Annotated in this window: 17 protein-coding genes; 10 read left to right on the top strand and 7 right to left on the bottom strand. The window is 71.1% G+C overall.

The annotated features are described in order from the left end of the window. Nucleotides 1-4 precede the first annotated feature (4 nt). Nucleotides 5-961, bottom strand: coding sequence for a glycoside hydrolase family 6 protein (locus tag ACZ59A_RS13295; RefSeq protein WP_470957426.1), 957 nt, complete (start codon nt 959-961; stop codon nt 5-7). 141 nt (nt 962-1,102) lie between these two features. Here ACZ59A_RS13295 and ACZ59A_RS13300 point away from each other — a divergent pair, with 141 nt between their 5' ends. Next, nucleotides 1,103-1,696 carry a TetR/AcrR family transcriptional regulator gene (locus tag ACZ59A_RS13300; RefSeq protein WP_470957428.1) on the top strand — a complete coding sequence of 198 codons (594 nt, stop codon included), beginning with the start codon at nt 1,103-1,105 and terminating at the stop codon, nt 1,694-1,696. Between the two features lie 75 nt (nt 1,697-1,771). On the opposite strand, the gene ACZ59A_RS13305 is transcribed toward ACZ59A_RS13300, so the two are convergent. Next, nucleotides 1,772-3,064, bottom strand: a complete 1,293-nt coding sequence (locus ACZ59A_RS13305; protein WP_470957430.1) for a PucR family transcriptional regulator — start codon at nt 3,062-3,064, stop codon at nt 1,772-1,774. A 167-nt stretch (nt 3,065-3,231) separates the two neighbouring features. Here ACZ59A_RS13305 and ACZ59A_RS13310 point away from each other — a divergent pair, with 167 nt between their 5' ends. The 3 genes from ACZ59A_RS13310 to ACZ59A_RS13320 all read left to right on the top strand — a co-directional run bounded on the left by ACZ59A_RS13310 (nt 3,232) and on the right by ACZ59A_RS13320 (nt 6,418). After that, nucleotides 3,232-4,158, top strand: coding sequence for a proline dehydrogenase family protein (locus ACZ59A_RS13310; protein WP_470957431.1), 927 nt, complete (start codon nt 3,232-3,234; stop codon nt 4,156-4,158). A gap of 57 nt (nt 4,159-4,215) precedes the next feature. After that, nucleotides 4,216-5,847 carry an L-glutamate gamma-semialdehyde dehydrogenase gene (gene pruA, locus ACZ59A_RS13315; RefSeq protein WP_468042207.1) on the top strand — a complete coding sequence of 544 codons (1,632 nt, stop codon included), beginning with the start codon at nt 4,216-4,218 and terminating at the stop codon, nt 5,845-5,847. Between the two features lie 445 nt (nt 5,848-6,292). Further along, on the top strand, nt 6,293-6,418 hold the full coding sequence (locus ACZ59A_RS13320; protein WP_470957434.1) for a hypothetical protein: 126 nt from the start codon (nt 6,293-6,295) through the stop codon (nt 6,416-6,418). 63 nt (nt 6,419-6,481) lie between these two features. Here ACZ59A_RS13320 and ACZ59A_RS13325 read toward each other — a convergent pair whose 3' ends face one another. Then, the gene (locus ACZ59A_RS13325) at nt 6,482-8,065 is read right to left on the bottom strand and encodes a purple acid phosphatase family protein (RefSeq protein ID WP_470957436.1); all 1,584 of its coding nucleotides are present in this window, start codon (nt 8,063-8,065) and stop codon (nt 6,482-6,484) included. Nucleotides 8,066-8,195: 130 nt separating this feature from the next. Between ACZ59A_RS13325 and ACZ59A_RS13330 the strand changes: the two genes are divergently transcribed. The 6 genes from ACZ59A_RS13330 to ACZ59A_RS13355 all read left to right on the top strand — a co-directional run bounded on the left by ACZ59A_RS13330 (nt 8,196) and on the right by ACZ59A_RS13355 (nt 17,076). Beyond that, on the top strand, nt 8,196-9,233 hold the full coding sequence (locus ACZ59A_RS13330; protein ID WP_470957439.1) for a 3-isopropylmalate dehydrogenase: 1,038 nt from the start codon (nt 8,196-8,198) through the stop codon (nt 9,231-9,233). A 206-nt stretch (nt 9,234-9,439) separates the two neighbouring features. Next, on the top strand, nt 9,440-10,525 hold the full coding sequence (locus ACZ59A_RS13335) for a branched-chain amino acid aminotransferase (protein WP_470957442.1): 1,086 nt from the start codon (nt 9,440-9,442) through the stop codon (nt 10,523-10,525). A 312-nt stretch (nt 10,526-10,837) separates the two neighbouring features. Then, nucleotides 10,838-12,436, top strand: coding sequence for a citramalate synthase (gene cimA, locus ACZ59A_RS13340; protein ID WP_470957444.1), 1,599 nt, complete (start codon nt 10,838-10,840; stop codon nt 12,434-12,436). Nucleotides 12,437-12,615: 179 nt separating this feature from the next. Next, nucleotides 12,616-14,997, top strand: a complete 2,382-nt coding sequence (locus tag ACZ59A_RS13345; RefSeq protein WP_470957447.1) for a polysaccharide lyase 8 family protein — start codon at nt 12,616-12,618, stop codon at nt 14,995-14,997. Between the two features lie 227 nt (nt 14,998-15,224). Beyond that, entirely contained in the window at nt 15,225-16,808 is a 1,584-nt protein-coding gene (locus tag ACZ59A_RS13350) for an acyl-CoA carboxylase subunit beta (RefSeq protein WP_470957450.1), read from the top strand. Nucleotides 16,809-16,833: 25 nt separating this feature from the next. Next, on the top strand, nt 16,834-17,076 hold the full coding sequence (locus tag ACZ59A_RS13355; RefSeq protein WP_470957453.1) for an acyl-CoA carboxylase subunit epsilon: 243 nt from the start codon (nt 16,834-16,836) through the stop codon (nt 17,074-17,076). Nucleotides 17,077-17,204: 128 nt separating this feature from the next. On the opposite strand, the gene ACZ59A_RS13360 is transcribed toward ACZ59A_RS13355, so the two are convergent. From ACZ59A_RS13360 to ACZ59A_RS13375, 4 genes are all read right to left on the bottom strand, one after another. Then, nucleotides 17,205-17,783, bottom strand: a complete 579-nt coding sequence (locus ACZ59A_RS13360; protein WP_468042224.1) for a GTP-binding protein — start codon at nt 17,781-17,783, stop codon at nt 17,205-17,207. Further along, nucleotides 17,764-18,438, bottom strand: coding sequence for a DUF742 domain-containing protein (locus ACZ59A_RS13365; RefSeq protein WP_470957456.1), 675 nt, complete (start codon nt 18,436-18,438; stop codon nt 17,764-17,766). Before ACZ59A_RS13365 ends, ACZ59A_RS13360 begins: the two co-directional genes overlap by 20 nt. A gap of 87 nt (nt 18,439-18,525) precedes the next feature. Further along, the gene (locus ACZ59A_RS13370) at nt 18,526-18,939 is read right to left on the bottom strand and encodes a roadblock/LC7 domain-containing protein (RefSeq protein ID WP_009714795.1); all 414 of its coding nucleotides are present in this window, start codon (nt 18,937-18,939) and stop codon (nt 18,526-18,528) included. A gap of 10 nt (nt 18,940-18,949) precedes the next feature. Further along, nucleotides 18,950-22,000, bottom strand: a complete 3,051-nt coding sequence (locus tag ACZ59A_RS13375; protein ID WP_470957458.1) for a sensor histidine kinase — start codon at nt 21,998-22,000, stop codon at nt 18,950-18,952. Between the last annotated feature and the right edge of the window lie 272 nt (nt 22,001-22,272).

A 22,272-nucleotide genomic window follows, 5' to 3' on the forward strand; every position in this document is an offset into this window, starting at 1 on the left:
ACGGTCAGCCCGCCAGTTCGTAGGCGTAGTCCGGCGAGAACGCGCCCGCCGCGCCCGCGCAGCCGTCCAGCTCGCCCGGCGGTTTGATCCACAGGTAGGCGTCGATGGCCGGGTCGCCGGTGGCGGCCGTGGGGTTCTCGCCGACCTTGCGGCCGCGCGGGTCGCACCAGGCGTTGTCGGGCGCGGGGCCGTTGCCGTTGCGGCTGGTGTCGATGACCGCGGTGAGGCCCGAGGAACTGCCGAGCTGGCCGAGCACGGCCTTGGCGAAGGCCACCTCGTCGGCGGTGCGGCGGTAGTTGGAGACATTGCTGTAGATGCCGTCGCCGCTGCTCAGCACGCCCGCCGAGCGCAGCCGGGACGCCTGGACGGCGGGGCTGTTCCACGCGGAGTGACCGGCGTCGAAGTACACCCGGGCCTGGGGCGCGGCCGCGTGGATGGCGGCGGAGGCGCGGGCGAGCGAGGCGTAGCGGCCGCTCAGCTCGGTGGGGGACAGGCAGCTGATGAGGGCTATCGAGTCCGGTTCGAGGATGACGGCCGAGGGCCCGCTGCCCAGCCCGGCGGCGAAGCCGCGCACCCAGGCGTCGTAGCTCGCCAGATCGGGGGCCCCGCCCGCGGAGGCGCCGCCGCAGTCGCGGTTGGGGAGCTGGTACGCGACGAGCACCGGCACCTGGCCCTTGGCGGAGGCGGCCGAGGTGATCTTACGAACGTCCGCGGTGACGGTGCCGGGGGTGTACCGCGAGAACCAGACGGCCTGCGGCTGGGAGGCGATCCGCGAGGCGATGCGGGCCCGGCGGGAGTCGTTCGGGTTGGCGGCGACCCACTTGTTGACGAGCGAGTCGGGGTGGTTGAAGAAGGCGGTGGCGGAGGGCAGTTCGCCCGCGGCGGCGCGGGGCGCGTGGCCCACGCCGACCAGGAAGGTGGTGGCGAGTGCGGCGGCCGCCAACGCTCTGATGATGCGCACGGTGCATCAGTCCTCTCGCGGACCGGGGACGGGAACGGGGACTGCTTCCTGGTTGCCGCCGTGCGCGGGAAGGTTGCCGCCCCGGCGTTCCGGCATACGGGCGTCTTAGACGCTCGTATGGGGCGGAGATAGGCTGACGGCATGGGACATCGAGAGGACCTGCTCGCCGGGGCGAAGCGCTGCCTGCTGGAAAAGGGCTGGTCACGCACGACCGCACGGGACATCGTGGCCGCCTCCGGGGCCAACCTGGCGTCCATCGGCTACCACTACGGCTCCAAGGACGCCCTCATGCGGGAGGCGCTGTTCGCCGCCATGGGCGACTGGGCCGACGAGGTGCAGGCGTCCCTCGCCCAGGACACGACGACCGGCAGTGAGCTGACGGAGCGTTTCGAGTCGGGCTGGTCCCGGGCCCTCGAACTGTTCGGCAAGCACCAGGCGATGTGGCGGGCCCAACTGGAGGCCGTCATGCAGGCCGAGCACGACCCGGCGCTGCGGGAAGCCTTCGACCGGGCCCAGCCGGGCGCACGCCAGGGGCTGGTGGGGCTCTTCCACGGCGTCGACGAGAGCGAGGTCGACGAGGAGACCGCCCGGGTGCTGGGCTCGTTCTACACGACCCTGGTGAGCGGGATGGTCGTCCAGCAGGCCATCAACCCCGGCGTCACCCCCGACGCCCGGGACCTGATCGAGGCGATGCGCCGCATCGTCGGCGGCGCGCCGCGGGATCCGGCCGCCTGAGCCCTGGCGGGAGCGATCGCCGCGACGGTGGTCGCCCCGGCCGTCGAGGCGGAGTTCTGCGGCTGAGCCCCGCTGCTACCGCAGCCGGGCGGCCTTGAGCGCCATGTGGAGGAGCAGCCGGTCGTCGCCCGCGTCGAGGTCCAGGCCGGTGAGCTGGCGTACCCGGGAGAGGCGGTAGTAGAGCGTCTGCCGGTGGATCCCGAGGATCTGCGCGGTACGGCTTGCCTGGCCCGCGCAGTCCAGGAACGTCTCGGCGGTGCGGGCCAGTTCCGCGTGCGTGCGCTCCAGGAGGGGGCGTACGGAGGCGTCGGGGGCGGTCGGGGGGAGCGTGGCCAGCAGCCGGTACGGGCCGATGGCCGTCCACTCCGCGATCGGGTCGAGCCGGGCGTCCGCCCGCGCGGCCCGGGCGGCGGCCAGCGCCTCGCGCCAGGCGGCGGGCAGCTCGTCCAGCCCGCGCCGCGCCTCGCTGACCCCGGCGGCGCTCTCCCGCCCGCCGCCGCACGGGAGGTCGGCGCCGTGCGGCTCGGCGGGCCGGGTCGTCCCCCCGGCGCCGGGCGCGTGGAGGGGATGGGCGGGCGGCGCGCTGTCGTGGGCCGCGGCGCGGGGGGAGCGGAGGAGCTGTTCGGCGGTGGCCCGGGCGGGGCCCAGGGAGGTGGGGGCGCGCAGCCGGACGAGCGCCGCCAGCGCCGTCTCGTCGGGGATCACGCAGGCCGCGGCGATGCCCGGCAGATGGGGGAGGCCCGGGTGGTCCTGGTCCTCGCCCGTGTCCGGAACCCACGGCAGGACCGCCACCAGCGCCTGCGGCCCGTCGGCCGCGCCGCGCAGCGCGGTGTGCAGGCCCGAGCAGGCCGCGTCGCGGGTGGCCGGGGGGCCGGTGAGCAGCTCGCGCAGCAGCTCGCCCAGCTCCTCGCCCGCCCGCGCCTCGGCCGCCAGCAGGGCGCCGATCCGGGCCGTGGTCTCCATCGCCCGGACCAGCCGCGGGTCGGAGGGCGGCCCGGCGGGGCCGCCCAGCTCCAGGTCGGAGAGGTGGCCGTCGTCCAGCAGCCAGACATAGCCGTGGACGACGCCGCGGTGCCGCACCGGCAGGCAGATGCGGCCCATGAAGACCCCGGCGCCCGGGTCCGGCGGGATCCGCAGCGGGGCCTGCGCCCGGGCGATCCCGAACGCCTCGAACCAGGCCCGCACCGCTGCCGTCGAGCGGCGCTGGAGAATGGAACGTGTACGGACCGGATCCAGCGTCGGTTCCTCCGCGTCGTCGCTGTCCTGCGCTCCGAAGGCGATCAGCGCGAAGTCGCGGTTCTCCAGGGTGGCGGGTGCCCCGAGCGTCGCGGTGATCTCGTCCACCAGCTGCTGATAGTCCTCGCGCATGGCGCTCCGGCCTCCTTCCCCGAATATCGCCTCAGCCTCTCATACAGGTGTCTGAGATCCCGGACACGGATGCGTGACAGCTGTCGATGGCCCCGATTCCGCGCAATCCTTAGGTTTCACGGTGAGTTGTTGGAGCCGTTCACCGGCCGTCATCGTGGAGGTGCCCTGTGCTGGGACCCGTGCTGCTCGCCGCTTCGCGCAGTGCCGCCATCCGTCGGATTGTCTCCGGCGCGCCGGTCACCCGGCCGATGGTGGATCGCTTTGTCGCCGGTGAGCGACTGACCGAATCCATGGCGGCGGTGCGGGGGCTCGCCTCCCGCGGCCTGGAAGTCACCCTGGACCACCTGGGTGAGGACGTTACCGAGCGCTCCGAGGCGCTGCGCAGCCGGGACGCCTATCTGGCGCTCACCGAGGCGCTCGCCGGGGTGGGGCTCGGCGCCCGCGCGGAGATGTCCGTGAAACTCTCCGCCTTCGGCCAGGCGCTGCCCGGCGGCCACGACCTCGCGCTCGCCAACGTGACCCCGGTCGTCGAGGCCGCGGCGGAGGCCGGTACGACGGTCACGCTCGACATGGAGGACCACACCACCGTGGACTCCACCCTCGCGATCCTCGGCGAGCTGCGCACCCGGTTCCCGCAGACCGGCGCGGTCGTCCAGTCGTACCTCTTCCGGACCGAGGACGACTGCCGCGCACTCGCCGGGGAAGGCTCGCGTGTACGGCTGGTGAAGGGCGCGTACAACGAGCCTGCGGCGGTCGCGTACCAGGACAAGCGTGAGGTCGACCGGGCCTTTGTGCGCTGTCTGAAGATCCTCATGTCCGGCGACGGATACCCCATGATCGGCTCGCACGATCCGCGCATGGTCGCCATAGCGCAGGACCTCGCGCACCGCCAGGGCCGCAAACTGGACGAGTACGAATTCCAGATGCTGTACGGAATCCGCCCGGCCGAGCAGGAGCGCCTGGTCGCGGAGGGTCACCGTATGCGGGTTTACGTCCCGTATGGAACAGACTGGTATGGGTACTTCATGCGGCGGCTCGCCGAGCGCCCGGCGAACCTCACGTTCTTCCTGCGCTCGCTCGTCGGCCGCGGCTGACCGCCCTCGGCTCACGACCACCACGACGACCCCACGAAAAAGGAGACAACGGCCACCATGGACGCTGTGACCCAGGTCCCCGTGCCGGTGAACGAGCCGGTGCACACCTACGCCCCCGGCAGCGCCGAGCGCATCCGCCTTGAGACCAAGCTCAAGGAGCTGTCCGAGAACCCGATCGACCTGCCGATGACCATCAACGGCGAGCAGCGGATGGGTGGCGGCGAGCGCTTCGACGTCGTACAGCCGCACAACCACGCGGCCCGCCTCGGCACCTTCGGGACCGCCACCAAGGCGGACGCCCAGGACGCGGTCGACGCCGCGCTGGCCGCCGCCCCGGCGTGGCGCGCGCTCAGCTTCGACGACCGCGCCGCGATCATCCTCAAGGCCGCCGACCTGCTGTCCGGCCCGTGGCGCGAGACCCTGGCCGCCTCCACCATGCTGGGCCAGTCGAAAACCGCGCAGCAGGCCGAGATCGACACGCCCTGCGAGCTGATCGACTTCTGGCGCTTCAACGTCCACTTCGCCCGCCAGATCCTGACCGAGCAGCCGATCGCCAACTCCCCGGGCGTCTGGAACCGCAGCGACCACCGGCCGCTGGAGGGCTTCGTCTACGCGATCACGCCCTTCAACTTCACGGCCATCGCGGGCAACCTCCCCACCGCCCCCGCCCTGATGGGCAACACCGTCGTGTGGAAGCCCTCCCCGACGCAGACCCACGCCGCCGTGCTGCTGATGCGGCTGCTGGAGGAGGCCGGGCTGCCCAAGGGCGTGATCAACCTGGTCACGGGCGACGGCAAGGACGTCTCCGAGGTCGCGCTGACCCACCCGGACCTCGCGGGCATCCACTTCACCGGCTCGACCCGTACCTTCCAGCACCTGTGGAAGACGGTCGGCAACAACATCGAGAACTACAAGACGTACCCGCGGCTGGTCGGCGAGACCGGCGGCAAGGACTTCATCGTCGCCCACCCGTCCGCCGACCCGGCGGTGCTGAAGACGGCGATCACCCGTGGCGCCTTCGAGTTCCAGGGCCAGAAGTGTTCCGCCGCCTCGCGCGCCTACGTCCCGCGCTCTTTGTGGGAGGGCGGCCTCAAGGAGGAGCTGGCCACGGAGGTCGACGGCCTGGCCATGGGCCCCGTCACCGACCTCGGCAACTTCATGGGCGCCGTCATCGACGACCGCTCGTTCGCCAAGAACAAGGCGGCGATCGACCGGGCGAAGTCCGACCCGACGATCGAGGTCGTCGCGGGCGGCACGTACGACGACAGCGAGGGCTACTTCGTCCGTCCGACCGTCCTCGTCTCCACCGACCCGGAGAACGAGATCTTCAAGGACGAGTACTTCGGCCCGATCATCGGTGTGTTCGTGTACGAGGACGCCGAGTACGACGCGATGCTGGAGCAGATGGAGTCGGCGTCGGCGTACGCCCTGACCGGCTGCGTCATCGCCCAGGACCGCGCCGCGGCCGCCGCCACCTGCGAGGCGCTGCGCTTCGCGGCCGGCAACTTCTACATCAACGACAAGCCCACCGGTGCCGTGGTCGGCCAGCAGCCCTTCGGCGGCGGCCGCGCGTCCGGCACCAACGACAAGGCGGGCGCGAAGCAGAACCTGATGCGCTGGAGCTCCACCCGCTCCATCAAGGAGACGATGGTCCCGCCGACGGACTACCGCTACCCGCACATGGGCTGACCCGCCCGGCGCACCCGCGCCCCCTGGGCCCCGCCCCCGACCTGGCTGTGAGCCGGTCGGGGGCGGCGTGCGTGAAGAGGGGGTGAAACGGCATAAACCTGTGGACGCCCGAGGCGCGCGAATGCTAGCGTCTTGCATTCAAGTCAGCGTTATTTACGGCAGTTTACGTCGATAACCAGTCATGGTCGAGGTCGGACGGGGGTCGGCCTCGGCCATGTCTCGTCTCAGATAGTAGGACGTCCGACTAAATGTGCAGACACTGACGCTCCTCTCCCTTACTTTTGTGGAAGCCGAACCTCCCGCTCCATCGAGCGACGGCGGAAGCGGCCCGGTGCATCCGCGCAGGTGATCCCTGCCGCACCCCGGCCCCCGCCCCTTTACGGCAGCCACCTTCTCGGGGATTCGACCCGGCCGTGCGCCGGGGTTCAGCAGAGGAGACGTGATCATGGCAGAGCAGACTGTCCGCCGCAGGGTCCGCCGCAAGAACGACGACGCCGACCGGCGGAACGCCGCCGCCGCGCTCCAGCGCGCGCTCGACCGCCGCGACAACGGCGGCTCCACCGGTCACTGAGAGGCCACTGAGCGGCTGCTGAGAGGCCGCACGGCAGGTCCGTACGGCCCCAGGGGCGCCCCTTTACGTGCGGCGGGGGCGGGTGACCTCGAAGTGGTCCACCCGTTCACCGGACTCGGCCAGTGCCGTGACCTTCAGGCGCGGGTCCGTGCCCGGCTCGACCTCCACCGCGAGGAACGAGAAGCCGGTGTAGCGGACCCGTGACCACTCCACGGTGTCCTTGTTCTTCTCGCCGTCCTTCGTCCAGTGGTAGCTCTTCACCTCGTCGAGGTCCTTGACGTGCCCCTCGTAGCTGTCGGGCACCGGGAACTCGTACAGGTCCGCCCCGGCGCCGCCCGCCGTGACGTACACGATCCCGTCGCGCACGGCGTCCGCGCTCCCGCCGACCGGCACCTTCCGGGCCACCTTGCCGCCGCGGATCGCGTCGGTGCGCTCGTAGACGTGGTTGTGGCCGTTGATGACCAGATCCACCTGGTGCTTCTCGAAGAGCGGCACCCAGTCGTCGCGCACCCCGCCGTCCGAGGCGTGCGAGCTGGTCGTGGAGTACGCGCAGTGGTGGAAGAAGACCACCAGGAAGTCGATGTCGGAGCGCTCGCGCAGCTGCTTCAGCCGCCGGTCCAGCCAGCGGGTCTGCTCGCCGCCCGTGTAGCCCTTGTTGGCGGGGATCTCGTAGCTCACGTCATTGGCGTCCAGCGCGACGACGCCGACGCCCGCGTACGTGAAGGAGTAGATGCCGGGCGCCTTGCGGGGGTCGGGCCCGTTGTCCGGGAGCGACCAGCGGGCCAGCTGGCCGCCGTAGCCGTCGGGGGAGTACCACGCCTCCATGTCGTGGTTCCCGGTCGTCACCATCCACGGCACGCTCGCCGCGACCGAGTCGGTCTGGGCGAGGAAGTTGTCCCAGACCCGGGCGTCGTACAGGTCGGACTTCTTGCCGTGGCCGGTGGTGTCCGCGTAGCAGATGTCCCCGGCGTGCAGATGGAACGACGGGTTCTGGCCCAGGATCAGCTGGTCGTTGGCGAGCGCGTCATAGCTCACGCCCTGGTCGCCGAAGGCCGTGAAGACGAACTTCTCCCGCTCCTTGGGGGCGGTGCGGAACGTGCCCAGCGAGGAGAAGTGACGCGGGTCGGCGGGGTCGTAGCCCTCGTGGCCGACGCCGTAGTAGTAGGTGACGTCGGGGCTCAGCCCGTCCACCGCGGCGTGCAGGTAGTACTGGTCGACCGCGGGCAGCTTGTCGCCGAGCGACGGGGTGTGCAGATGGCGGACCTCCGCCTCCACCTTCCGGGTCAGCTCCGTCGGCCGGGGCCCGATCCGCAGATAGGGCTTGCGCACCGCGAACGGCACCTGCCAGGAGACCCGCATCTGCGTCGTCGGGTCGGCGCCGAGGGCCAGATGGCGGCCGAAGGGGGCCACCAGCGCGCCGTCCACCTTCAGCGTCGCGGGGCGGGCGTCCGCCGCGGGCGACGGCTTGGACCCGGTGGCGGCGGCGCACCCGGCGCCGCCCAGCGCCACCGCGGCCGCCCCGGCCGTCGCGGCGCCCCCGCGCAGCACCCGTCGGCGGGGGAAGGCGTCGCGCAGGTACTCATGCTGCTCCGCCATGGTCATCCGGCTCGCTAGCGGCTCCGGAATGCCGAACCGTGGTGTATGCATGATCCGGAATCTCCCCCGGGCGGACGACGTCACGCCGTACTGCGGGTGAACGCGGCCTGTCCGGTGGACGATCTGTCCGTATGGCGGACTCCCGATGTCATGGGATGGGACGAGGGCGTAGGGTCCCGGTATGTCTCGCAGCATTCGCCTCGCAGCGATCCCCGGTGACGGTATCGGCCAGGAAGTCGTGGCCCAGGGCCTGAAGGTTCTCGGCGCCGTCCTTCCGCAGGACGTGAAGCTGGAGACCAAGAGTTACGACCTCGGCGCCCGTCGCTGGCACGCCACCGGCGAGACCCTGACGGACGCCGAGCTGGAGTCGCTGAAGGACCACGACGCGATCCTGCTCGGAGCGATCGGCGACCCGTCGGTCCCGTCCGGGGTGCTGGAGCGCGGGCTGCTGCTCAAGCTGCGCTTCGCCTTCGACCACTACGTCAACCTGCGTCCGTCGAAGCTCTTCCCGAACACGGCCACCCCGCTGGCCGGGCGCCCCGACATCGACTTCGTCGTCGTCCGGGAGGGCACCGAGGGCCCGTACGTGGGCAACGGCGGCTCCCTGCGGACCGGTACCCCGGCCGAGGTCGCCACCGAGGTCAGCCTGAACACCGCGTACGGCGTCGAGCGCGTCGTCCGGGACGCGTACGAGCGCGCCAACAGCCGCCCGCGCAAGAAGCTGACCCTCGTGCACAAGAACAACGTCCTGGTGTACGCCGGTCACCTGTGGAAGAACATCTTCGACAAGGTCGGCGCCGAGTACCCCGACGTCACCACGGACTACCTGCACGTCGACGCCGCGACGATCTTCTTCGTCACCCAGCCCGAGCGGTTCGACGTGATCGTGACGGACAACCTCTTCGGTGACATCCTCACCGACCTCGCCGCCGCCGTCACCGGCGGCATCGGGCTCGCCGCGAGCGGAAACATCAACCCCTCCGGCGCCTTCCCGTCGATGTTCGAGCCGGTCCACGGCTCCGCGCCGGACATCGCGGGCACCGGCAAGGCCGACCCGACCGCGACCATCCTGTCGGTGGCCCTGCTCCTCCAGCACCTCGGCTACGCGGACGAGGCCGCCCGTATCGAGGCCGCCGTCGCCGCGGACCTCGCCGAGCGGGACGCGCCGCGCACCACCGACGAGATCGGCGACGCGCTCGCTGCCCGAGTATCCGGCTGACCCCAGCCTGTGCCTGTGCGCGGCTGGGTGCGACCATCGACCTTGGGCCGCGCATGACGCACGCATCCTGCAGACCTCCGGCCCCACGTCAGCGATAATCGCTCGTGGGGCCGCCGTGTGCAGGGAAGCTCGGACGTCCTAGTACCGATCACGGGCAGGATGGTGTGAGCGCGGTCCGCCACAACGGAAGTGAAGGACTACCACTCATGACGACGCCCTCGATCGAGCTCAAGCCCTCCTCGCACCCGCTCTCCGATGCGGAGCGGGAGGAGATTCTGGCCAATCCCGGATTCGGCCGCCACTTCACCGACCACATGGTGACGATCAAGTGGACGGAGGGCCGCGGCTGGCACGAGGCCCAGCTCGTGCCCTATGCCCCGCTTTCGCTCGACCCGGCGAACATGACGCTGCACTACGCGCAGACGATCTTCGAAGGGCTCAAGGCGTACCGTCAGCCCGACGGGACCGTGGCCACTTTCCGCCCCGAGCAGAACGCCGAGCGCTTCCAGTCGTCCGCCCGCCGCATGGCGATGCCCGAGCTGCCGGTCGACCTGTTCCTCGCGGCCTGCGACGCCCTGGTCACCCAGGACAAGGCGTGGGTGCCGGGCAGCGGTGAGGAGTCCCTCTACCTGCGGCCGTTCATGATCGCGACCGAGGTCGGCCTGGGCGTCCGGCCCGCCAACGAGTACCTGTTCGTCATCATCGCCTCCCCGGCCGGTGCCTACTTCCCGCGCGGCGTCCAGCCCGTCTCGGTCTGGCTCTCCGAGGAGTACGTGCGCGCGGCGCCCGGCGGCACCGGCACCGCCAAGGCGGGCGGCAACTACGCCGCCTCGCTGGTGGCCCAGGCGCAGGCCGCCGAGCAGGGCTGCGACCAGGTGGTCTGGCTGGACGCCATCGAGCGCCGCTGGATCGAGGAAATGGGCGGCATGAACCTGTACTTCGTGTACGGGAACCGCATCGTCACCCCGGAGCTGTCCGGGGCGCTGCTGCCCGGCATCACCCGCGCCTCGCTGCTGCGGATCGCGGCCGACCTCGGCTACGAGGTCGCCGAGGGCCGGATCTCGGTCGACGACTGGCGCGAGGCGAACGCGGACGGCAGCCTGACCGAGGTCTTCGCCTGCGGCACCGCGGCCGTGATCACCCCGGTCGGCTCGGTCAAGTCCGCCCGGTCGGGCTGGACGGTGGGCGACGGACAGCCCGGCGAGGTCACGATGAAGCTGCGCAAGGCCCTGCTGGACATCCAGACCGGCGCCGCCCCCGACCCCCACGGCTGGCTGCACCGCCTGGGCTGAGCCTTTTAAGGGCTTATGGCTCGCATTCTGAGACGGGTGGAGAGCGCGGGGGCGGAATGTGCTTGACTGCCCCCGTGCTCTCGTTCGCCATGATTATTGGCAGCAGGCGCGCCGGTCCGCAGTGATCGCCCCGTACGACCCGGTACGGCGCGGCCACCGTGCCCCAGACCCGCGCGCAGACCTCTCGCACCCGCGAGGGGTCTTTTCGTTTTCCGGACCATCCCACCGGATGCGGAGCGTGCGGGACTATGGGAGGGCGCGGAACCGGTTATTCCGGTAGCCCTAGATCCATCCGACAGGAGCCAGACCACCATGAAGCATCGGCCCGACGACAGCTTCCATGTCTTCGACACCACTCTGCGCGACGGCGCGCAGCGCGAGGGCATCAACCTGACGGTCGCGGACAAGCTCACCATCGCCCGTCACCTGGACGACTTCGGCGTGGGCTTCATCGAGGGCGGCTGGCCCGGCGCGAACCCGCGGGACACGGAGTTCTTCGCCCGTGCCCAAGCGGAGATCGACTTCAAGCACGCCCAGCTCGTCGCGTTCGGCGCCACCCGCAAGGCGGGCGTCAGCGCCGAGGACGACGCGCAGGTCAAGGCGCTGCTCGACTCGGGCGCGCCGGTGATCACCCTGGTGGCCAAGTCCCACGACCGCCATGTGGAGCTGGCCCTGCGCACCACGCTGGAGGAGAACCTGGCGATGGTCCGCGACACCGTCGCCTATCTGCGGTCCCAGGGCCGCCGGGTGTTCCTCGACTGCGAGCACTTCTTCGACGGCTACCGCGCCAACGCCGACTACGCCAAGCGCGTCGTCTCCGCCGCCCACGAGGCGGGCGCCGACGTGGTCATCCTCTGCGACACCAACGGCGGCATGCTCCCCGGCCAGATCGACGCCGTGGTCCGTACCGTCCTCGCCGACACCGGCGCGCGCCTGGGCATCCACGCCCAGGACGACACCGGCTGCGCCGTCGCCAACAGCCTGGCCGCGGTCGACGCGGGCGCCACCCACGTCCAGTGCACCGCCAACGGCTACGGCGAGCGGGTCGGCAACGCCAACCTGTTCCCGGTCGTCGCCGCCCTGGAGCTGAAGTACGGCCGCCGGGTGCTGCCGCCCGGCGCGATGGAGGAGATGACCCGGATCTCCCACGCCATCGCCGAGGTCGTCAACCTGACGCCGTCGACCCACCAGCCCTATGTGGGTGTCTCCGCCTTCGCCCACAAGGCCGGACTGCACGCCTCCGCGATCAAGGTCGACCCGGATCTGTACCAGCACATCGACCCCGAGCGGGTCGGCAACACGATGCGCATGCTGGTCTCCGACATGGCGGGCCGCGCCTCGATCGAGCTGAAGGGCAAGGAGCTGGGCATCGACCTCGGCGACGACCGGGCGCTGGTGGGCCGGGTGGTCGAGCGGGTCAAGGAGCGCGAGCTGGCGGGCTACACGTACGAGGCCGCCGACGCCTCGTTCGAGCTGCTGCTGCGCGCGGAGGCCGAGGGCCGGACCCGCCGCTACTTCCGGGTCGAGTCCTGGCGCGCGATCGTCGAGACCCGCCCGGACGGCACCCACGCCAACGAGGCGACCGTGAAGCTGTGGGCCAAGGGCGAGCGCATCGTCGCCACGGCGGAGGGCAACGGTCCGGTCAACGCGCTGGACAAGGCGCTGCGTGTGGGCCTGGAGCGGATCTACCCGCAGCTCGCCAAGATGGAGCTGGTCGACTACAAGGTCCGCATCCTGGAGGGCAAGCACGGTACGGAGTCCACGACCCGGGTGCTTGTCTCGACCACGGACGGACAGGGGGAGTGGTCCACCGTCGGCGTCGCCGAGAACGTGATCGACGCCTCCTGGCAGGCGCTGGACGACGCGTACGCGTACGGGCTGCTGCGGGCCGGGGTGGAGCCGCAGGAGTAGCCGCCGGGGCGGAACCGGAAGTCCGCGGCCCCGGCAGAGCCTTTCGGGGAGGTTCTGCCGGGGCCGCGGCGCACCGGGGCACGGGGACGGACCGACGCCGTCGTATGGATGGGGCCGAAGCCGGGCATCATCCCGCTGCCCGGGTTCACCGCGGAGGTTCGGCCACCTCAGGAGGTCCCATGCCAGCGCGCCCGTTCGGCTTCTGGTCCCGGCGGGGGTTTCTGGCCGTGGCCGCCGCCGGGGCGTTATGCCCCGCGCTCGCCGTACCCGCGTACGCGACGGGGCCAGACTTCGCCGCGCTGCGCCGCCGCTGGACCGACCTCGCGCTCGGCACCGGCTACGACCCCGCCGCCGAGCCGTACGCGGGCCGCCTGGCCGAGACCGGCCGCCTGGCCACCCGGTTCCGGACGAGCATGGCGCCCGCCGCCGCCTCGCTCTGGCCCGACCAGCCCTTCGACCCGCCCGCGGGCATCACCCAGAGCTACGCCCGGCTCAACACCATGGCCCAGGCGTACGCCCAGCCCGGCACCGGCCTCACCGGCGCCCCCGGTCTCGCCGACGACATCGCGCGCGGCATCGACCACCTCGACGCCACCGTCTACCACCCCGCCACCACCCGCTACGGCAACTGGTGGGAGTGGCAGATCGGCAGCCCCCGGCTGCTCCTGGACACCCTCGCGATCCTGTACGACCGGCTCGGCGACGAGCGGCGGGCACGCTGTCTGGCGGCCGTGGACCACTTCGTACCCGACACCATGCTCGGCGACTACACCGGCACCAGCACCGGCGCCAACCGCGTCGACCTGTGCCGGGTGGTGGCCCTGCGCGGCATCCTCGGCGCGGCGCCCGCCAAGGTCGCGCTCGCCCGGGACGCGCTCTCGCCCGTCTTCCCGTATGTGACGAAGGGTGACGGGCTCTACGCCGACGGATCGTTCATCCAGCACACCTGGGTCGCCTACTCCGGCACCTACGGCTACGTCCTGCTCGACGGCCTCGGCCGCCTCTTCACCCTGCTGGCCGGGTCGGAGTGGGAGGTCACCGACCCCAACCGGCAGATCATCCTGGACAGCGTGGAGCACGCGTACGCACCCCTGCTGCACGACGGGCTGATGATGGACTGCGTCTCCGGCCGGGCCGTCAGCCGCGGCGTCCAGGTGAACGATCCGCGCGGGATCACCCAGAGCGACCATCAGCGCGGCCATCTGCTGCTCGCCGCCATCGCCCTGCTCGGCACGGGCGCGGACGACGCCGCGCGGGAGCGGTGGAACGGCATGGTCCGGGGGTGGATCGCCCGCGACACCGGCCACCCCGTGCTGACCGACCCGCAGTTCGGCGTCGCGGACCTGGCACGGCTGGCGGCCGTGGCGAAGGAGCCGGGACCGGCGCTGCCCGAGCCCGTGGGGCACCGGCTGTTCCCGGCCATGGACCGGGCCGTGCACCGGCGCCCCGGCTGGACCGCCACCCTGGCCATGGCCTCGAACCGGATCGCGTACTACGAGAACGGCAACGGCGAGCACCCGCGCGGCTGGCACACCGGCGCCGGAATGCTCTCCTGGTGGGCGGGCGGTGACACCGCGAACCAGTACACGGACGCCTTCTGGCCCACCGTCGACCCCTACCGGCTGCCCGGAACCACCGCCTCCGCACGGCCGCTCGCCGACAACGAGGGCGGCGGCTGGGGCGAACCCAAACCCGCCGCGGCATGGGTCGGCGGCACCACCGACGGCGAGTTCGCCGCCATCGGCCAGGACCTGCGCGGACTCGGCTCCACCCTGCGCGCCAAGAAGTCCTGGTTCTGCGTGGCCGACGCGGTCGTCTGCCTCGGCGCGGACATCACCGCCCGCGACGGCGCCCCGGTCGTCACCGTCGTCGACAACCGCGACCTCGGCGCCGACGGCACCGCCGCCCTCACGGTCGACGGGCACCCCCAGCCCGCCGCACCGGACCGGACCCGCACCTTCCGCCGGGCGCGCTGGGCGCATCTCGCCGGGCACGGCGGCTACGTCTTCCCCGGCGGCGCCACCTTGCGCACCCGGCGGGAGGCCCGCACCGGCTCCTGGCGGGACATCAACACCGGCGGCTCCCCGGCCCCGGTCACCCGCCGCTACCTCACCCTCTGGAACGACCACGGCACCGACCCCGACGGCGGGAGTTACGCCTACCTCCTGATGCCGGGCGCGGGCCCGGCAGCCCTCGCCGCCCGCGCCGCCGACCGCCGCTGGCTGACCGTGCTCGCCAACTCCGCCGCGCGGCAGGCGATCGTCATCCCGTCGCTCGGCGTCACGGCGGCGAACTTCTGGGCCCCGGGCACGGCCGGCGCACTCACCGCGGGCGCCCCGGCGAGCGTGCTCCTGCGCCGCACCGGGCGGCACACCGCCCACCTGACGGTCGCCGAGCCGCCCCGTACCGGTGAGCCGTTCGACCTCCGCTGGGCGCATCCGGTGCGCGCCGTGACGGCCCACGACGCCACGGTCGAGGTGCTGGCCACCGGCGGCGCGCTGCGGCTGCGCGTCACCCCCGGCACGGCCTGCGCCACGCACCGCTGCGAGATCGCGCTGTAACTAGGGGTGTGCCCCTGGTGGCCGCCGACCATCCGGGTGGTTAAGCCCACCGGTTACGGTGCGTCGCCCGCAAGATTGTGGGGTGCCGACAGCGCTCCTCCCCCTTAGGGGTGGCGGGTAAGGGGAAATCCGCTGTCCAGTTCTGTTCCGCCTGCCCACGAAAACGGGCCCGACGTTGTATGGAATTGACATGCGTTTCCGGGGGTCGGGGAACGTACCGTCGTTCCATGACCAATCTCGAAGGTGCGCCCGAAGAGGCGAGTGACGTCCGCGGGCGCGTCGCCGAGCTGCACGCGATCCGCGAGCAGGCTCGGCGCGGCCCGAGCGAGCGGGCGACCGAGGCCCAGAAGGCCAAGGGCAAGCTGACGGCTCGCGAGCGGATCGATCTCCTGCTGGACGAGGGGTCCTTCAACGAGGTGGAGTCGCTGCGGCGGCACCGCGCGACCGGATTCGGGCTCGAGGCGAAGAAGCCCTACACCGACGGGGTCGTCACCGGCTGGGGGACCGTCCACGGACGGACGGTGTTCGTCTACGCACACGACTTCCGGATCTTCGGCGGGGCGCTGGGCGAGGCCCACGCCACCAAGATCCACAAAATCATGGACATGGCCATCTCGGCCGGGGCGCCGCTGGTGTCCCTCAACGACGGCGCCGGGGCCCGCATCCAGGAGGGCGTCTCGGCGCTCGCGGGCTACGGCGGCATCTTCCAGCGCAACACCAAGGCGTCCGGCGTCATCCCGCAGATCAGCGTGATGCTCGGCCCGTGCGCCGGTGGCGCCGCGTACTCCCCGGCGCTCACGGACTTCGTGTTCATGGTCCGCGAGACGTCGCAGATGTTCATCACCGGACCCGACGTGGTCCAGGCGGTGACCGGCGAGAAGGTCTCCCAGAACGGTCTGGGCGGCGCGGACGTGCACGCCGAGACCTCGGGCGTGTGCCACTTCGCGTACGACGACGAGGAGACCTGCCTGGAGGAGGTGCGCTACCTCCTCTCGCTGCTGCCGCAGAACAACCGGGAGAACCCGCCGACCGCCGACGCCGACGACCCTGCCGACCGGCGCGGCGAGTCGCTGCTCGACCTCGTCCCGGCGGACGGCAACCGCCCGTACGACATGCGCAAGGTCATCGAGGAGATCGTCGACGACGGCGAGTACCTGGAGGTCCACGAGCGCTGGGCGACCAACATCATCTGCGCGCTGACCCGGCTCGACGGCCAGGTGGTGGGCATCATCGCCAACCAGCCGCAGTCGCTGGCCGGGGTGCTGGACATCGAGGCGTCGGAGAAGTCCGCGCGCTTCATCCAGATGTGCGACGCGTTCAACATCCCGCTGATCACCTTCCTCGACGTGCCCGGCTTCCTGCCCGGCGTCGACCAGGAGCACGGCGGGATCATCCGGCACGGCGCCAAGATGCTGTACGCGTACTGCAACGCGACCGTGCCGCGGATCTCGGTCATCCTGCGCAAGGCGTACGGCGGCGCGTACATCGTCATGGACTCCCAGTCCATCGGCGCCGACCTGACCTACGCCTGGCCGACCAACGAGATCGCGGTGATGGGCGCCGAGGGCGCCGCCAACGTGATCTTCCGCCGTCAGATCGCCGACGCCGACGACCCCGAGGCCATGCGCGCGCGCATGGTCAAGGAGTACAAGTCCGAGCTGATGCACCCCTACTACGCGGCCGAGCGGGGCCTGGTGGACGACGTCATCGACCCGTCCGAAACCCGTGAGGTCCTGATCCGGTCCCTGGCGATGCTGCGCGACAAGCACGCCGACCTGCCGTCCCGCAAGCACGGCAACCCGCCGCAGTAACGCCCACGAGGGAGACGAAGACACCGTGAGCACGCCCAGCGACATCGCCGATACCGCCGCCGCGACGGCCACCCTGGTCCGGGTCGAGAAGGGCCACGCCGACGCCGAGGAGCTGGCCGCGGTCACCGCCGTGCTGCTCGCCCGCGCGGCCGCCACCGCCGGTCACCCCCGCGACGACGCCGCGGGCCGCCCGCGCCGCAGCGCCGCCCGCTGGCGCCGCCTGGAGCGCCGCCCGGCGTTCAGCGCCCCGCACAGCTGGCAGGGCTGACGCCCGGCGCACGACACGCGGACACGAGAAATCCCCCGTCTTCCATCGGAGGCGGGGGATTTCTCGTGTCCGATACCGGCGGTCCCGGTCGGTTCCGGCGGGCCGGGGCCCGCCGGAACCGGACGCGGCTAACGCAGCCGGGCCATCAGCGCGTGCTCGACCAGTGTGATCAGCGCGCTCTTGGCCTCGCTGCGGTGGCGCGCGTCGGTGATGATGATCGGCGCGTCCGGGCCGATCTGCAGGGCCTCGCGGACCTCTTCGGGATTGTAGGGCTGGTGTCCGTCGAAGCCGTTGAGGGCGATGACGAAGGGGAGGCCGGAGTTCTCGAAGTAGTCGACGGCGGGGAAGCAGTCGGCGAGGCGGCGGGTGTCGACCAGGACGACGGCGCCGATGGCGCCGCGTACCAGGTCGTCCCACATGAACCAGAACCGGTCCTGTCCGGGCGTGCCGAACAGGTACAGGATCAGGTCCTGGTCGAGCGTGATGCGGCCGAAGTCCATGGCCACCGTGGTGGTGGTCTTGTCCGGCGCGTGGGTGAGATCGTCGATCCCCGCCGAGGCGGAGGTCATCACGGCTTCGGTACGCAGCGGGTTGATCTCCGAGACCGCGCCGACGAACGTGGTCTTGCCCACGCCGAAGCCGCCCGCCACCACGATCTTCGCGGAGGTGGTGGAGCGGGCTGCACCGCTAGAGCTTGCGAAGTCCACTGAGCACCCTTTCGAGCAGTGTCACGTCAGGCTGGCCGCCGGCGGACTCGTCGCCGCCGGGCTGGTGAATGGCGACGAGCCCGGCCTCGGCCAGGTCGGCTACGAGGATCCGGGCGACGCCGAGGGGGATGGTGAGCAGTGCGGAGATCTCGGCGACCGACTTGATCTCGCGGCACAGTTGGCAGATCCGCTGATGCTCGGGCAATTGGCCTTGGAGCTGGCTGGGATCGGCCGTGGTGTGTACCAGTGCCTCGATGGCGAGCTGGTACCGGGGCCGGGTCCGGCCCCCGGTCATGGCGTACGGCCGCACCAGGGGGTTATGCGCGCCCCCCGTGGGGGAAGGTTCCGGTGCGAGGCGCTGAGGCGGCTGTACGGGCTGGATGCGGGGAGGCTGCGGTGGTTCGTACATCGGACTCTCGGGAGGCGCGTAGGACGGCGCGTAGAGGTCCTGCTGGCCCTGCTGGATCCAGGGCTGCGGGGGCATCGGCTCCTGAGGCTGCTCGCCCGGGTACTCCCGGGACGGCTCGCCCGGGTACGGGGAGCGGGCCTGGTGGCTCGGCGCGGAGGGGAAGTTGAAGCGCTTCATCGGGGCTTCTCCGCGCGGTTCGGACGGCTGCCCATGGCCGTACGGATATCCGCTAGGGGGCGTTGCCACGTTTCCTCCTCCAACTCCAACGTGCCTGTCGGCCGGTCGCGCCACCGCACCCTATGGCGCGGTGGCGCGAAACGCACTCCATGTTTGCTAGTTGAGAAGACTGCCTTGCAATTCGGCGCGCAGGTCGGGGGTGAGGACGTTGCCCGCGCGATCGACGAGCAGGGCCATCTCGTAGCCGACGAGGCCGATGTCGCACTCCGGGTGGGCGAGTACGGCGAGGGAGGAGCCGTCGGAGATGGACATGATGAAGAGGAACCCTCGTTCCATTTCGACGACGGTCTGGTTGACCGCGCCGCCTTCGAAGATGCGGGAGGCTCCGGCGGTGAGCGAGGTCAGGCCGGAGGCGACCGCCGCCAGTTGATCGGCTCGGTCACGGGGGAAGCCTTCGGACATCGCCAGAAGGAGTCCGTCGGCGGAGACCACCACGGTGTGGGACACCCCGGGGGTGTTGTCCACGAAGTTGGTGATCAACCAGTTCAGGTTCTGCGCCGCCTGGCTCATCGGGCTCACACTAACGCTCCTGATCGTAGGTGCTGCCGGGGCCGAAGCCCTGTTGGTCATGCTGGTCACGCGGGGTGATCCCGGCTCCCGCGTCGCGTCCCCGCTGGACGCCGCGGCGCAGGTTGCTGAGCCTGCCGCGGATGTCCTCCGGGGCCCGGGAGACCTGGGAGCCGCCCTGTCCGGTGGGCTCCGCGGCGCCCTCGACCAGGTTGGCCTTGGGCACCCTCCGGGGCAGACCGGAGGAGGTGACCCCGCCGGCCTTCGGCTCGCGGAGCTGTTCGGCGCGGTGCCAGCGCTGGTCGTTCTCCGACTGCCACTGGCCGCCGTCCACCTGCGGGGTCTGCCGCGGCCGTTCCGGCGCCGCAGCCGCCGCCGGCTCCCCGACTGCCGCCTGTGCCCCTGTCTCGTCGGACGGCTCCCACTGCTTGTCGCGACGCGGAAGCCCTGCGTCGGTCATGGAGTGGACGCCACTCGGAGAGGGGCCCGGACGGTGGAACTCTACGCGGTCCCGGGAAACTTCGGGACCGCCGGGTCCCGATTCCGTTTGCGTCCCGAACTGCGAAGCGAAGGGGTTTTCAAAAGATCCGGAATCGCCCCACTCTCCCTGCTGGGAGGGTGAGTTATAGCCAACGTACGGCTGATGTTCCGGCTCTGTCCGGGTGCTGAAGTCCGCTTCCGGTTCAGAAAAGGCGGAATCCTGGTACCCGGGCGTGACCGGTGCCGGGCCGGGCTGGGCCAGCAGATCCGGCCGGGCCGGGTCGTGCCGCGGCTCCTGCTCGTGCTGCATGGCCTGCAGCCCGCCGTACTGCCGCTGCAGCTGCTCCTGGGCGTACGACGAGTCGTCGAAGCCCAGCTCGGCGGCCGTACGCGAGGACAGGGCGGCGTCCTCGGCGGTGTACATGGGCTGCGGCTGCGGCTCCGGCTCCGGGGCGATCCGGGAGACCGTGAAGTCGTCCTGAGACAGCTCCTCGCCGCCACCGCCGTGGGTGATCGCCTCGGGCAGCATCACCAGCGAGGTGGTGCCCGCCTGCTCCCCGGCCGGGCGCAGCTGCACCCGGATGCCGTGCCGGTCGGCGAGCCGGCCGACCACGAACAGGCCCATGCGCTGGGAGACCGCGGCGTCCACGGTCGGCGGCTTGGCCAGCTTGTGGTTGATGTCGGCGAAGTCCTCGGCAGTCAGGCCGATGCCCTTGTCGTGGATCTCGACCACCACCCGGCCGTCCGGCAGCCGGGTCGCGGTGACCCGCACCTTGGTGTGCGGCGAGGAGAAGGTGGTGGCGTTCTCCAGCAGCTCGGCCAGCAGATGGACGAGGTCGGTCACCGTGGTGCCGTGGATCTCGCTCTCGGAGATCCCGGCCAGCTCGATCCGCTCGTACGACTCCACCTCGGAGGAGGCGGCGCGCAGCACGTCGATCAGCGGCACCGGCTGGTTCCAGCGGCGGCCCGGCTCCTCGCCCGCGAGGATCAGCAGGTTCTCGCCGTTGCGCCGCATACGGGTGGCCAGGTGGTCCAGCCGGAAGAGGTGCTCCAGCTGGTCCGGATCGGCCTCCCGGCTCTCCAGCTCGGAGATCAGGGTGAGCTGTCGCTCGATCAGGCCCTGATTGCGACTGGAAAGGTTCGTGAAGATCGCGTTGACGTTGCCCCGCAGCATCGCCTGCTCGGCCGCGAGCCGGATCGCCTCGCGGTGCACCTGGTCGAAGGCGCGGGCGACCTCGCCCAGTTCGTCCCGGGTGTTGATCGGAATCGGGGTCACCCGGGTGTTCACCCGGCCCGGGTCGGTACGGGAGAGTTGGTCGACCACCATGGGCAGCCGCTGCTCGGCGACGTCGAAGGCGGCGTTGCGCAGCTGGAGCATGCTGTGGCTCATCGAGCGGGCCATCCGGCCGGCCACGATGAACGCCACGAGCAGCGCGACGAGCACGATCGCGGCGTTCACGATCGTGTCCTGCTTTGCGTTCGCGGATATTTGCGATGCCTCGTTCACGGCCTTGTCGACGAGGTTCTGCTCCGCGTCGCGGTAGGCGTCGAACTTGACCGTGGACGCGGCGAACCAGGCGTCCGGGGTGATGCCCTGGTCCGCCAGGTCCTTGGGGTCCGATCCACCGGCAATGGCCTGGACCATCCGGTCCATGGAGGGCGGTTCGGCGTACGTCTTCCCCGCCGCCTCGGCCTTCTGCTTGGCCGCGGCGCTCTGGTCCTCCGCCCGCTTCTTGGCCGCGGTGAGGGTGTCCTCGAGCCGGGTCACGTCCTCCGGGGTACCGGCGGCGTTGAACTCCCCGAGGGCGATGCCCTCCAGGTAGACATAGCTGCCGAAAGCGGTCAGCTGGGTCTTGCGGTCGGTCGCCGACGGACCGGGCTTGACCAGCAGATGCGTGCCGATGGAGCGCTGCAGCGACTCGGCGCCCTTGGCCAGCGAGACCGCGTAGACGGTGCGGCCGTAGGAGGTGATGTTGCCGGTGCCCAGGCCCAGTTCGTTGGCGAACTCGATCAGCGAGTGCTCGACGCCGACGTAGCCCTCTTCGGTCTTCACCGCGCCCAGCCGGTCGGTGTAGGCGTTCCGCCGCAGCGCCGCCAGCTGGGGTTCGGCCGACTTGAACGCCTTGAGACGGCGTTTGAGGGTCGCCGTCTGCGGCATGTCGGCGGCCGCGTTGTCGAACTCGTTCGCCGCCGCGTCGGTCGTCGCGCGCACCTTGCGCACCAGGTCGGCGTTGGTGCCGGTCAGCAGCGGTCCCGCGGTCCGGTCGCGCTCGTCGACCAGGGCGTGGGCGTAGGTCTCGGCGGCCCGGACCAGCTTGGCGGTGCGCTCCGCGTCCTGCGCCTCGTTCCAGGTGGCGACCGACGCCGACACCTGGAAGCCGCCGAAGACCAGCGCCACCAGCACGGGGATCAGCAGAATGGCGTACAGCCGCGTGCGCACCCCCCAGTTCCGCGGGGTGATCCGGCCACCGGTGGGGGCGGGCGGATCCGACGCATCTGCGGACGGAGCCGCTGTGCGTGTACGCGGCGGCGGGGTGAAGTTCCCTCGCGCTTCTTGCGCGGGGTCCGGCGTGCTTCGCCTCACTCGACCAACAACCTCTCGGCGTCGGCACCGATCTCGTGCCGTTCCCAGTTGAGCCCTTACTGCCCAGTTCAGCGAATTCCAGCACGCCCCGCAGGTGCTTTCCAAACACTGTGCAAACCGATCAGTCTGTTGTCTAGACCAGAGATAAAACGGGCGTTACGGGTGAGCCATGTCAAATCTCGAACTAATTGAGTGCGCAACGGAGTCGATCACTCGCACTCCGTGGTGACAGGCCGCGTTTTTCTCTGTCGAAACGTTATGAAGGCACGAGC

This window comes from Streptomyces sp. NPDC040405 (assembly GCF_055595765.1).